The sequence below is a fragment of the Actinosynnema sp. NPDC023794 genome (assembly GCF_040639675.1).
Classification (GTDB): domain Bacteria; phylum Actinomycetota; class Actinomycetes; order Mycobacteriales; family Pseudonocardiaceae; genus Actinosynnema; species Actinosynnema luteola.
Genome location: NZ_JBFAFR010000033.1, coordinates 1 through 11514 on the forward strand (window position 1 = coordinate 1; position 11514 = coordinate 11514).

At 72.3% G+C, this 11514-nt stretch carries 12 protein-coding genes; 8 read left to right on the forward strand and 4 right to left on the reverse strand.

Going from position 1 to position 11514, the window contains the following annotated elements; translation table 11 throughout:
* The first annotated feature begins 188 nt into the window (after window positions 1-188).
* Window positions 189-1064: a universal stress protein gene (locus AB0H12_RS37980; protein ID WP_499629661.1), complete on the forward strand. Its 876-nt coding sequence runs from the start codon at window positions 189-191 to the stop codon at window positions 1062-1064.
* An 87-nt stretch (window positions 1065-1151) separates the two neighbouring features.
* Here the strand turns inward: AB0H12_RS37980 and AB0H12_RS37985 are convergent, their stop codons facing one another.
* Window positions 1152-1586 carry a universal stress protein gene (locus AB0H12_RS37985; protein ID WP_499629663.1) on the reverse strand — a complete coding sequence of 145 codons (435 nt, stop codon included), beginning with the start codon at window positions 1584-1586 and terminating at the stop codon, window positions 1152-1154.
* Between the two features lie 208 nt (window positions 1587-1794).
* Between AB0H12_RS37985 and AB0H12_RS37990 the strand changes: the two genes are divergently transcribed.
* The 6 genes from AB0H12_RS37990 to AB0H12_RS38015 are packed head-to-tail and all read left to right on the forward strand — an operon-like array spanning window position 1795 to window position 8910.
* Window positions 1795-2271, forward strand: a complete 477-nt coding sequence (locus AB0H12_RS37990) for a universal stress protein (protein WP_499629665.1) — start codon at window positions 1795-1797, stop codon at window positions 2269-2271.
* Window positions 2268-4895 carry a bifunctional acetate--CoA ligase family protein/GNAT family N-acetyltransferase gene (locus AB0H12_RS37995; protein ID WP_499629666.1) on the forward strand — a complete coding sequence of 876 codons (2628 nt, stop codon included), beginning with the start codon at window positions 2268-2270 and terminating at the stop codon, window positions 4893-4895. The genes AB0H12_RS37990 and AB0H12_RS37995 overlap by 4 nt, the downstream gene beginning before the upstream one ends.
* Window positions 4892-5314, forward strand: a complete 423-nt coding sequence (locus AB0H12_RS38000) for an OsmC family protein (protein WP_499629667.1) — start codon at window positions 4892-4894, stop codon at window positions 5312-5314. Before AB0H12_RS37995 ends, AB0H12_RS38000 begins: the two co-directional genes overlap by 4 nt.
* Complete coding sequence (locus tag AB0H12_RS38005; RefSeq protein WP_499629668.1) at window positions 5311-5784, forward strand: universal stress protein; 474 nt, start codon at window positions 5311-5313, stop codon at window positions 5782-5784. The genes AB0H12_RS38000 and AB0H12_RS38005 overlap by 4 nt, the downstream gene beginning before the upstream one ends.
* Window positions 5781-6404: a CBS domain-containing protein gene (locus tag AB0H12_RS38010; protein ID WP_499629669.1), complete on the forward strand. Its 624-nt coding sequence runs from the start codon at window positions 5781-5783 to the stop codon at window positions 6402-6404. The genes AB0H12_RS38005 and AB0H12_RS38010 overlap by 4 nt, the downstream gene beginning before the upstream one ends.
* The gene (locus AB0H12_RS38015) at window positions 6385-8910 is read left to right on the forward strand and encodes a cation-translocating P-type ATPase (RefSeq protein ID WP_499629670.1); all 2526 of its coding nucleotides are present in this window, start codon (window positions 6385-6387) and stop codon (window positions 8908-8910) included. Before AB0H12_RS38010 ends, AB0H12_RS38015 begins: the two co-directional genes overlap by 20 nt.
* A gap of 14 nt (window positions 8911-8924) precedes the next feature.
* On the opposite strand, the gene AB0H12_RS38020 is transcribed toward AB0H12_RS38015, so the two are convergent.
* Together AB0H12_RS38020 and AB0H12_RS38025 are read right to left on the reverse strand one after the other, a co-directional pair.
* Window positions 8925-9362 (reverse strand): DUF1348 family protein, encoded by a 438-nt coding sequence (locus tag AB0H12_RS38020; RefSeq protein WP_499629671.1) that lies wholly within the window; start codon window positions 9360-9362, stop codon window positions 8925-8927.
* On the reverse strand, window positions 9359-10318 hold the full coding sequence (locus AB0H12_RS38025) for a pyridoxamine 5'-phosphate oxidase family protein (RefSeq protein ID WP_499629672.1): 960 nt from the start codon (window positions 10316-10318) through the stop codon (window positions 9359-9361). The genes AB0H12_RS38020 and AB0H12_RS38025 overlap by 4 nt, the downstream gene beginning before the upstream one ends.
* 138 nt (window positions 10319-10456) lie before the next feature.
* Here AB0H12_RS38025 and AB0H12_RS38030 point away from each other — a divergent pair, with 138 nt between their 5' ends.
* Window positions 10457-11077, forward strand: a complete 621-nt coding sequence (locus AB0H12_RS38030) for a CGNR zinc finger domain-containing protein (protein WP_499629673.1) — start codon at window positions 10457-10459, stop codon at window positions 11075-11077.
* 43 nt (window positions 11078-11120) lie between these two features.
* On the opposite strand, the gene AB0H12_RS38035 is transcribed toward AB0H12_RS38030, so the two are convergent.
* Window positions 11121-11417, reverse strand: a complete 297-nt coding sequence (locus tag AB0H12_RS38035; RefSeq protein WP_499629674.1) for an HPF/RaiA family ribosome-associated protein — start codon at window positions 11415-11417, stop codon at window positions 11121-11123.
* Between the last annotated feature and the right edge of the window lie 97 nt (window positions 11418-11514).

Below are 11514 nucleotides of genomic sequence, written 5' to 3' on the forward strand. Positions count from 1 at the left end.
TCGTCTGTCAACGTCACCACGGCCACCGGCCGACCCCTACGAGCCACCCGACAACTCTACAATTCATTAACGAACTTCAGGCGCAGGACACTAGGACCACTGCCCGCGTCGCGCCGGCTGCTTAGCGTCGAAACCGGAGACAGACGGGGTCCACCGCGATCCCGATATCGGATTCGGAGGAACCTGTGATGAGTGCCCCGATCGTGGTCGGCGTGGACGGTTCGGCGTCGGCGTTGACCGCCGCCAGGTGGGCGGCGGAGGAAGCCGCGCGGCACCGCGTGGCGCTCCGGCTCGTGCACGCCTACCTGCTGCCGACCCGTGGTTACCCGGAGATCGTGCTGACCGGCCACGAGGTGCGGGAGGCGTTCGAGCAGCAGGGACGGCAGTGGGTCGAACAGGCCGCGGCCGCCGCCCGTGCGGCCGCCCCCGAGGTGGAGGTCGAGACGGCGATCGTGATCGACCGGCCCGCCGCCGCGCTGATCGCCGCATCCCACGGTGCACGGCTGGTCGCGCTCGGCTCCCAGGGGTTGGGCGGCTTCTCCGGCCTGCTGGTCGGCTCGGTGGCCGTCGCGGTCTCCGCACACGGAAAGAGCCCTGTGGTCGTCGTCCGCGACGAGTTGCGGTACGACGGTCCGGTCGTGGTGGGCGTGGACGGCTCGCCCGCGAGCGAGGAGGCGATCGGCTTCGCGTTCGCCGAGGCGTCCGTGCTCGGCGCACCGCTCACGGCGGTCATCGCCTGGACCGACTTCCTGGTCGACAGCGCCTACCACTCCCGCTTCACCGTCGACTGGTCGCAGGTCGAGGACGAGCAGTTGCGGCTGCTGGCCGAACGCCTCGCCGGCTGGCAGGAGAAGTACCCCGACGTCGCCGTGGACCGCGTCGTCGTCCACGACCGCCCCGTCCGGGCCCTGCTCAACGCGGCGAAGGATGCCCGGCTGCTCGTCGTGGGCAGCCACGGCCAAGGCGGGTTCACCGGCATGCTGCTCGGCTCGACCAGCCAAGCGCTCGTCTACCACGCGCCCTGCCCCCTCGCCGTCGTCCGACCGACCACCGCGGTGGGGTGAGAGCAGGGATCGACAAAGGGGACCGGTCACCGGACCGGCCCCCTTCGTCACGTCCCACCGGGCCGTGATGGCGTCCCGTTGCGGGAGTCAGGTCCGGGTGGGCGGCACGACCACCACCGTGCACGTCGCGTGGCGCAGGCAGTCCGCCGCCACGCTGCCCAGGACCAGCTCGGCCAGCCTGCCGTGCCCGTGGGTGCCGACCACGAGCAGGTCCGCCTGCCGGGACGCCTGGGCCAGCGCGGTGCCCGCGTCACCGGTGATGGTCACCTCGGTGACCGGCGGCGCACCCGGCAGGGACGCGCGGACCTCTTCCACGATTACGTGGAGCTCGCGCGCCGGGTGTCGGTGACCCGGGTTGTCGGCGTGCGGGTGCACGCCCATCGACGTGGCTGCCACGAACTCCGGTTCGCGCAGCCACGCCATCGTCGCCTCGACGGTGTCACCGGTCTTCACCGCTTGCGCCAACGCCCAGCGCAGCGCCTCGCGGCTGGCCGGCGAGCCGTCCACACCAACAAGCATCATGGCCTTCTCCTCTCCATCCACCTGGAGCGTTCGCCCTGCGACGGCGAGCCCGGCAGGGTCCTAGGTCCCCAACCTCGAGGGTCGATGCGCACCCGTGCGCGACCGACGGCGCCTTCAGGGTCGAAGGTCCCGTCGTCGAGAGGACCGCAGCCACTGACCTCCCCGAACAGGTGCCGAGAGGCTTGAGCCGAGCACCCGAGGAGGGGTCATGGACGAGACGATCGTGGTGGGCGTGGACGGCTCGCCGGTCAGCCGGATGGCGTTGCGGTGGGCGGTCGAAGAGGCGAAGCTGCGCGGCTGCGCGGTGGAGGCGGTCCTGGCTTGGCACGTGGACTACGGCATGGTGATCGGCCCCATGTCGGCCACGGTCGCCGCCGGGATGGACCGCGACAAGTTGCGCGAGGAGCACCGGCGCGTTCTGGACGAGCTGGTGGCCGAGGCCGGTGCGGAGGTTCGGGCCGTGCTCGCCGATGGCGACGCCCGCGATGTGCTGGTCACGGCGTCGGAGCACGCGGCACTGCTGGTGGTCGGCAGCCGGGGCGCGGGTGCGATCCGCGAGGTGTTGCTGGGTTCGGTCAGCTCCTACTGCGCGCACCACGCGTCGTGCCCGGTCGTCGTGGTGCGTGCGCCCAAGCCCGCGCACGTCGAGCCGAAGCCCGTCATCACCCCTGGGCCGCTGCTGTGACCGCCTCGCTGAACGTCGACCGGGCGTTGTTGGCCGACGGGTCCTTGGTGGCGCTGCGCGAGCTGGGCCCGGCCGACGCGGACGCGCTGCTCGCGCTGCACCGAGACCTGCCAGTGGACGACCGCTACCTGCGGTTCTTCAGCGCCTCGCCGCGTCACCTGGACGAGTTCGTCGTCCGGCTGACCTCGCCCGAGGAGCCGTTGCACGTGGTGATCGGGGCGTTCGCCTCGGACTCCCTGGTCGGCGCCGCGAGTTACGTGCTGTTGGACGACGACACCGCCGAGGTGGCGTTGGTCGTGGCGCACGACCGGCAGTCCCACGGTGTTGGCACGCTGTTGTTGGAGCACTTGGTCTCGTTGGCGCGCCGGAGGGGTGTGCGGCGGTTCCGCGCCGACGTACTCGCGGTGAACTCGAAGATGTTGCGGGTCTTCGCCGACCTCGGTCTGGTGTGGACCTCCACCGCGGACAACGGCGAGGTGCGCATCGACCTGGGCCTCGATCCCGGTGAGCGCTACCTGGAGGCCGTCGCCGACCGGGAGCAGGCTGCCGACGTGGCCAGCCTGCGCGCGGTGCTCAAGCCGACGTCGGTCGTGGTGGTCGGTGCGAGCCGCAAGCCGTCCTCGGTGGGCAACGCGGTGCTGGCCAACCTGGTCGACGGCGGGTTCACCGGTGCGTTGTACGCGGTGAACCCCCACGCCCGGCAGATCCTGGGCGTGCAGTGCCACCCGACTGTCACCGACCTGCCAGAGATCCCCGACTTGGCGGTGGTGTGCGTGCCGGCCGAGGCGGTCGCGCCGGTCGCCGAGGACTGCGGTCGACGCGGGGTGAAGGCGTTGGTCGTGATCACGTCCGGCGTCGACCCCGACGGGCTGCTGGAGGTGGTGCGTAGGTACGGCATGCGCATGGTCGGCCCGAACTGCGTCGGTGTGTCCAACACGGACCCGGACGTGCGGTTGGACGCCACCTTCACCCGTGACCGGACCGAACCGGGCGGGATCGGCCTGGCCACCCAGTCCGGTGGAGTGGCCATCGCGGTGGCCGAGCAGTTGCGGCGGTCGGGGCTGGGCACCTCAGAATTGGTCTCGACCGGTGACAAGTACGACGTGTCCGGCAATGACCTGCTGCTGTGGTGGGAGCACGACGAGCGGACCCGGGCGGTGGCGCTGTACCTGGAGTCGTTCGGCAACCCGCGCAAGTTCGCCCGCCTGGCGCGCCGGGTGGCGCGCCGCAAGCCGGTGCTGGCCATCCGGGCCGCGAGCAGCGAGGCCGGTCAGCGTGCCGCCGCGTCGCACACCGCCTCGACCGCCACTCCGGCGGTGACGCGGGACGCGTTGTTCCGGCAGGCGGGCGTGATCGCGGTGGACGGCGTCGGCGAGATGGTCGACGTCCTGGCCGCGTTGCACGCCACCCCGCTGCCTTCCGGCCGTGGTGTGGCCGTGCTGGGCAACGCGGGTGGGCTGGGTGTGCTGGCCGCAGACGCCTGCGTCCGGCACGGCCTGACCATCGCCGACCTGGGGCCGGGCACGGTCGAGGCGTTGGCGGCGTTGTTGCCGGGCACGGCGAGCCCGCACAACCCGGTCGACACGACGGCCGTCGTGGACGACGTGACGTTCGGTCGCTGCCTGGACCTGCTGATCTCCGATCCGGCGGTGGACGCGGTCATCGCGGTGACCGTGCCGACGGCGTTGGGCGACCCTGCCGGTGGCATCCACCCGACGGTCAAGCCGGTGCTCGCGGTGACCGCCGACCAGGACGGTCCGGTGTCGCTTCGAGAGGACTCCATCGCCCGTTACGCCGAGCCTGCCGGTGCCGCCGCGGTGCTCGCCGCGTTGGTCGAGCGCGCGTCGTGGTTGCGCCGCCCGCCGCCTGAGCCTGCCGACCTGTCGGGCGTGGATCTGACGACCGCCCGTGCGGTTGTCGCCGCCCACCTGGCCACCGAACCGGAAGGCGGCTGGCTCGACCCCGATCAGGTGGTTCGGCTGCTGGGCGCGTTCGGGCTGCCGGTTCTCGGCGGTGTGCTGGTGGTGGACGCGGAGTCCGCGGTGGCCGCGCAGCGGTCCTTCGGCGGACCCGTCGCGCTGAAGGCCGTGGCACGAGGACTGCTGCACAAGAGCAAGGGCGGCGGCGTGCTGCTCGACCTGGCCGGCGAGGACGCCGTGACCTGCGCCTTCGAGTCGCTGCGCGACCGGTTCGGCGAGCGGTTGAGCGGGGTGTTCGTGCAGCCGATGGCCGAGCGGGGACGCGAACTGCTCGTCGGTGTGGTCACCGATCCCCAGTTCGGGCCGCTCGTGGTGACCGGCCTGGGCGGTGTGGACACCGACCTGGTCGACGACCGTGCCGCCGCGCTCGCACCGTTGTCGGAGGCGGACGTTGCCGACCTGCTGCACGGTTTCCGGGCCGCGCCGCGGGTGTTCGCCGAGTACGACGAGGCGGCCGTGCGGGACGTGCTGCTGCGGGTCGGCCGACTGGCCGAACTCGTCCCCGGGATCGCCGAACTCGACCTCAACCCGCTGGTCCTGACCGGACAGCGCGTGGTGGCGGTCGATGCCAGGGTGCGCGTCGCGCCCGCCGAACCGGTCGACCCGTTCCTGCGCAAGCTCCGCGATCCGAGGAGGACGTCATGACCGTCACCGCCACCGTCCCGGTCGAAGTGACCTACGAGGCAGGGGAGGAGTACGTGGTGCGGATGCGGGACCACCGCGTGCGCACCGACCAGCCGCAGGAGTCCGGCGGCCACGACGAGGGCCCGAGCCCGGTCGAGCTGCTGGTCGCGTCGATGGCCGCCTGCACCGCCTTCTACGCGGGCCGGTTCCTCGACCACCACGGCCAGTCGCGCCGCGGCCTGGCGGTGACCGCCCGGTACCGGACGGCCTCCGACCCGCTCGCGCGCGTCGCCGAGGTGTGCCTGACCGTGCGGGTGCCGGCCGGGCTGTCCGAGCGGCACAAGACCGCCCTGCTGGCCGTCGTCCAGCACTGCACCGTGCACAACACGCTCCGGCGAGCGCCGGAGATCGTCATCGAGCTGAACGAGGTGGAATCATGAACGCAGGTCCGATCGTGGTCGGTGTCGACGGCACGCCGGCGGGTGAACGCGCGCTGCGCTGGGCCATGGACGAGGCGATCCAGCGCAAGGTCCCGCTGCACGTGCTCAACGCCTACGCCTACGAGCCGCTGGCCGACTGGACTATGACCTCCGAACAGGACGCACACGCCCGCTCGGAGGCGGTGGTCGAGGACGCGCTCCGCGCGGCGGCCGTGGGCAGGCTCGAGTTTCCGCAGATCATCCGGCACTGCGTGCGGGGACCGGCCGCTGAAGCGCTGGAGGCGCAGGCGCGCGGTGCGTCGATGCTCGTGGTCGCCTCGCACAGCGGCAGCCGGCTGCGGCAGGTGCTGCTGGGCAGCACGAGCGCGCATTGCGTGCGGCACGCGACCGTGCCGGTGGTGGTCCTCCCGCCGACCGACGCTCAGCACGATGGGGCCGCTGTCGGCGCGGGACAGGAGGCCGGGCGATGAGGGTCCGTGACCTCATGACGCGCGACGTGGTGACCGTGTCGCCCGAAACGTCCGCGCGTGACGCGGCGGCGCTGCTCGCGGCGAAGGGGTTCACCGCGTTGCCGGTGGTCGACGGGGCGGGGACGCTGGTCGGCGTGGTCACCGAGACCGACGCCCTGCGCGACCGGTTGCCGGTCGACCCCCGGTCGCTCGTGCACGGGGAGCCGTCACGGGCACGTGCCACGCCGAGGCGGAAGGTCGCCGACGTGATGAGCGAACCGGCGGTCGCGTCGACGCCCGGCACGGACGTCGCGGACCTGGCCCGGCGGATGGTGGAGCACGGCGTGCGCAGCGCCTGCGTGGTGGACGGCAAGCGGCTGATCGGCATCGTCACCCGCCGCGACATGCTGCGCGCGGTCAGCCGCGACGACCGCACGCTGGCCGCCGAGGTCCGGCACCGCCTTGGCTTGTACGCCGACCCGCACCGCTGGACGGTATCCGTGGTGGACGGTCACGTGTCGATCGTGGACTCGTTGGACGACAAGTGCGACCGGCACGTGGCCGCGGTGCTCGCGGGTGCCGTGCCCGGCGTGGTGGGTGTCCGTTTCCCGGAGGCCCGTCATGCCGTCGACCACGGTTGAACGCGAGGCCACGCCGCACGGCATGCCGGTCCACGAGGTCGTGCTGCTCGCCGAGACCGACGCGCACGCCGGCCTGTCCGGTGCCGTGGCCGGCGAGCGGCTCGCCTCGCTCGGACCGAACAGGCTGCCCGAGCGGCGCGGCCCCGGACGTCTGCGACGGATGCTCGGCCAGTTCCACAACCCGCTGATCTACGTGCTGCTCGGTGCGGCGGCGCTGACCGCCGCCCTGGGCGAGACCGTGGACGCCTCCGTCGTGCTGGGTGTGGTCATGGTCAACGCGATCGTCGGCTACCTCCAGGAAGTGCGGGCCGAACGGGCGCTCGACGCCCTGGAGGCGATGGTCCGCACCGAGGCGACCGTGATCCGGGACGGCACCGCCGCGCGGATCACGTCCGAGGAACTGGTGCCCGGCGACCTGGTGGTGCTGGAGGAGGGGGACCAGGTGCCCGCCGACCTGCGGCTGGTGCGCACGCGCGAGCTGCGGGTCGACGAGTCCGCGCTGACCGGCGAGTCGCAGCCGTCCGCCAAGGACCCGCTGCCCGTGCCGCACGACACCGCGCTGGCCGACCGCGCGAACATGGCGTACTCCGGCACGCTCGTCACCACCGGTGGCGGGTGCGGCGTCGTCGTCGCGACCGGTGCCGACACCGAGATCGGGCACGTGCACCGGCTCGTCGGCAGCACCACGACCGTGCAGACGCCGCTGACCCGCAAGCTGGCCCGGTTCAGCAAGTTGCTGACGGTCGTCATCCTCGGCCTGGCGGTGGTGACCGTCGTGATCGGGGTGCTGCGGGGCGAGCCGTTCGCCGAGATGGTGACCGCCGCCGTAGCCCTCGCGGTCGGCGCGATCCCCGAAGGGCTGCCCGCCGCGGTGACGGTGACGCTGGCCATCGGTGTGGCCCGCATGGCGCGGCGCAACGCCGTGATCCGCCGCCTGCCCACGGTGGAGACCCTCGGCAGCACCACGATCATCTGCACGGACAAGACCGGCACCCTCACCGCCAACGCCATGACCGTGCGCGAGGTCGTCGCCGACGGGCAGCGGTGGGAGGTCGACGGGATCGGCTACTCGCCGTTGGGCGAGCACTCGCCGCCACCGGAAGCCGTGCGCGAGGTCCTGCTGGCCGGCCTGGCGTGCAACGACGCCCACGTGGTCCTGCAGGACGACAGGTGGACCGCCGTCGGCGACCCCACCGAGGCAGCGCTGGTCGTGTCCGCCCGCAAGGGCGGGCTGACGTCCGACGACGTGCCCGAACGCGTGGACGAGCTGCCGTTCACCTCGCAGCGCCGGTTCATGGCCACCCGCCACACCGACGGTGTCGTCTACCTCAAGGGCGCGGTGGAGCGGATTTTCGAGTTCACCGGTTCCACCGACCACACCAATGCCGAAGAACTGGCCGGTCGCGGACTACGAGTGCTCGCGTTCGCCCGGGCACACGTGCCCGACGGCACCCCGTTGACCGAGGATGCCCTGCGGGGCGCCGTGCTGCTCGGGCTCCAGGCCATGCACGACCCGCCCCGGCCCGAGGCGATCGAGGCGGTCCGCGCCTGCCAGGAGGCGGGCATCGAGGTCCGCATGATCACCGGCGACCACCTCGGCACCGCCCGCGCCATCGCCGCCCACTTCTCGCTCGCCGACGACGCCGTGCACGCCCGCGTGTCACCGGAGGAGAAGCTGAGGCTGGTCAAGCGGTTCCAGTCCGACGGACACGTGGTCGCGATGACCGGCGACGGCGTGAACGACGCCCCGGCGCTGCGGCGGGCCGACATCGGCGTCGCCATGGGCAGCGGCGGCACCGAGGTCGCCAAGCAGGCCGCGGACATGGTGCTCACCGACGACAACTTCTCGTCCATCCGCGCCGCCGTCGAGGAAGGGCGCGCGGTGTTCGACAACCTGCGCAAGTTCATCATCTGGACGCTGCCGACCAACATGGCCGAGGGCCTGGTCATCCTCACCGCGATCCTGCTGGGCACCGCCCTGCCGATCCTGCCCGTGCAGATCCTGTGGATCAACATGACCACCGCCGTCGCGCTCGGCCTGACCCTGGCCTTCGAACCCCGCGAGCCGAACGTCATGCACCGCCCACCGCTGCCGCCGACACTGCCCCTGCTGACCGCCGCGCTGCTGCAACGCATCCTGCTCGTCTCCGCCGTGCTCCTGGCCGGCTCGTTCGCCGCGTTCCACCTGCACGGCGGCACACTGGACCAGGCGCGCACAGTAGCGGTGAACGTCTTCGTGGCCGCCCAGATCGCCTACCTGTTCAACTGCCGGTCGCTGCGGCACCTCCGGCCGCACGTCGGCTTCGGCCGCAACCCTTGGCTGCCGGCCGGCATCGCCGTCACCGTGGTCCTCCAACTGCTGTTCACCTACCTCCCGGCGATGAACACCCTGTTCCACACCGCGCCGATCGGCTGGCGCGACTGGGCCGTCGTGGTCGCGCTGGCCGTGGTCGCCTACGGGGTGGTCGAAGCAGAGAAGTGGGGGCGCCGGAGGTCGTCCAGCTGACGGCCGCGGCGGTGTCAGGCGAGCGGGATGTCGTGGCCGTGGCCCCGCTCGTCCTCGGGACGGGGGCCGAGGTAGCGGCGGTCGGCTTCGTCGATCCGCAGGTCGTTGATGCCGGCCTCGCGGCGGCTCATCAAGCCGTTGTCGGCGAATTCCCACAGTTCGTTGCCGTAGGAGCGGAACCACCGGCCTTCCTCGTCGTGCCACTCGTACTGGAAGCGGACGGCGATGCGGTTCTCGCGGAAGCTCCACAGGCTCTTGCGCAGGCCGTAGTCGAGCTCGCGCCCCCACTTGGCGGTGAGGAACACGTCGCGGTTGCGCCAGGCGGAGTCCTCGGTGTACGAGAGGGCCACGCGGTGCGGGTCACGGGTGTTCCAGGCGTCTTCGGCGGCTTGGACCTTGGCCAGGGCGCTGTCGAGGTCGAACGGCGGGAACGGCGGGCGGGCGTCGGTCATGGTCGGGTCGTCCTCCGCGGTGCGGCGAGCGGTGGGTTGTCGGGGGCTGGGGCCACGGAATCGGCCCGCAGCGGCAGCAGGTGTCCGGCCCGCACGTGGCGTGGGGTGAAGCGGACGCGGCGGCCGGTGCGGTCGTCGTCGCCGGGGACTCCCGGGCTGGTCCACTCCACCTCGGCCCGGCCGGACAGGTGCAGGGTGCGGCCGGTGGCGAAGTCGCAGAAGAGCAGCGCGGCGTCGGGGTCGGCGTGGAGGTTGCCGAGGGTGTTGAACATGTTGTTGCCCGAGTAGTCGGGGAACCACAGCCTCCCGTCCTCGACGCGGACGAACCCCGGGGCGCCGCCGCGGTGGGAGGCGTCGTTGCCGCGGGTGGGGTGGGCGGTGCCGAGCAGGACGGTGTCGGACCGGCGGATCAGGTCGACGTCGTCCGGTGCTAGGTCGGTCCCGCGGCGGACCGGCTCGGTGCTCCGGGCCGTGCAGGGCGCGGGGCGAAGGTGTCGGACCTGGATGTACTGGGGGCAGTTGCCGAACGCCTGCTCGACGTCGATGCGCAGGCCGTCGTCCCCGGCGGCGGACAAGGCGCCGTTGACCCGCAGCCGCCGGCGGGTGGCGAACTCGACCACGATCAACCCCACCGGCTGGCCCGTCGGCAGGCCGCGGAGCGGATCACCCTCGACCGGCGACGTCCGCACGGTGAGGGCGGTGGGGGAGTGGACGTGGAGGAAGCCCGGCGGGCCGGTGAGCGGGGACAGCCACAGCGTGCCGTCGGTGTCGCGTGCGGTGATCGCGGCGAAGGTCCGGTCCGCCAGGAACCGCGTCACCCCGGTGCTCAGTCGGGCGGGAGCCACCATGCCGGAGAGCCGCGCGGCATCCGTGGAGACGCCCGCGCGGCGCTGCACGGCCAGTTCGCCCTCGTGGAAGCCCGCGGTGCTCGTGCTCTCGGCGGCGGAACCGGTCATGCGGCAACGCTCCTTCGATCACCGTTCTGACGCTTGCGTGCGTCGGTAACCATTAGAACGACCATGACACGTGACCGTGCCGGTTGTCAAACGGATGGAGGCCTGGTCAACCGTTAGATGTGCGCTAGCCTCGACGGCATGGACACGGACGCGCCGCTGCTGGGCGAGCCGCTCCCGGTGGAGTTGATGAACACCGTCTGGGCCGACCGCGACGGCGTGCACGACTCGCTGCGCGATCGCGACGGCACCAGGGCCTGGCTGCGTGCCGTCTCCGCCAGGACGGACCTGATGACCCCGGACGACCTCCACGCGCTCACCGCGTCCGACCTCGACCGCCTCGGCCACCGACTGATCGACCTGCGCGACGCGCTGCGCCGGCTGGCGACCGAGGTCACCGAGGACCCGCGCCCGGCAGCCGCCTCCGACATCCGCGGACTCGAAGCGGCCGTGACCGTGCTCAACCAGGCCGCCGGCGACACGCCCCGCTGGTCGGCGTTGTCCTGGACGCCCGGGCAGGCGCCCTCACGTCACACCCGCACCAACGGGCAGGCCGTCTCCGCCGCCGTCTCCGCCATTGCCGAGGATGCCGTCGCGCTCTTCGGCCAGGACGACCGCCACCGGCTGCGGGCCTGTTTCGGTCCGGGCTGCGCCCTGTACTTCCTCAAGGACCACCCGCGCCGGGAGTGGTGCTCGGCGGGCTGCGGCAACCGCGCCCGCTCCGCCCGCCACTACCAGCGACACCGCGGCACGACGGCCTGACCGTCGCGCCGCGGTCGCTCCACCACGGCTTCGCTGACCGGCTTCAGCGACCCATGCCGGCCAGCTGGTGCTGCAACTTGTCGTGCAGCAGGTCCACCGCCTCGTGGTAGGTCCCCGCGCTCGCGTCGGCGTTCACGAGAGTGCCGTTGACGTCCAACGACGCGTGCGCCACCAGCAGCCGCGGTCCGTCGGTGCTCAGCCGCACCTTGGCGTAGGCGATGTCGGCGGGGGCGTACTTGGCGATGGCGGCGACCTTGCCGCGGGCGTAGTCGGCGGCGTCCCCCGGGACACCGGCGGCCAGGTCGACCCGGATGTTGGCGATCTCGTGCACGTGGCTCATGCCTCCACCCTCCTCCTCCGCCGCACCGGCCGGCAGTGACCAAGGTCCCGGCCGGCAGGGACTCTCGGAACTGGGTCTGGATCGATGACGGAACCAG

Coding starts and splice junctions, on each gene's coding strand:
- AB0H12_RS37990 (WP_499629665.1), top strand. CDS start 1,795: ATGGACGAGACGATCGTGGTGGGCGTGGACGGCTCGCCGGTCAGCCGG.
- AB0H12_RS38030 (WP_499629673.1), top strand. CDS start 10,457: ATGGACACGGACGCGCCGCTGCTGGGCGAGCCGCTCCCGGTGGAGTTG.
- AB0H12_RS38035 (WP_499629674.1), bottom strand. CDS start 11,417: ATGAGCCACGTGCACGAGATCGCCAACATCCGGGTCGACCTGGCCGCC.
- AB0H12_RS38025 (WP_499629672.1), bottom strand. CDS start 10,318: ATGACCGGTTCCGCCGCCGAGAGCACGAGCACCGCGGGCTTCCACGAG.
- AB0H12_RS38010 (WP_499629669.1), top strand. CDS start 5,781: ATGAGGGTCCGTGACCTCATGACGCGCGACGTGGTGACCGTGTCGCCC.
- AB0H12_RS37985 (WP_499629663.1), bottom strand. CDS start 1,586: ATGATGCTTGTTGGTGTGGACGGCTCGCCGGCCAGCCGCGAGGCGCTG.
- AB0H12_RS37980 (WP_499629661.1), top strand. CDS start 189: ATGAGTGCCCCGATCGTGGTCGGCGTGGACGGTTCGGCGTCGGCGTTG.
- AB0H12_RS38020 (WP_499629671.1), bottom strand. CDS start 9,362: ATGACCGACGCCCGCCCGCCGTTCCCGCCGTTCGACCTCGACAGCGCC.
- AB0H12_RS38005 (WP_499629668.1), top strand. CDS start 5,311: ATGAACGCAGGTCCGATCGTGGTCGGTGTCGACGGCACGCCGGCGGGT.
- AB0H12_RS38000 (WP_499629667.1), top strand. CDS start 4,892: ATGACCGTCACCGCCACCGTCCCGGTCGAAGTGACCTACGAGGCAGGG.
- AB0H12_RS38015 (WP_499629670.1), top strand. CDS start 6,385: ATGCCGTCGACCACGGTTGAACGCGAGGCCACGCCGCACGGCATGCCG.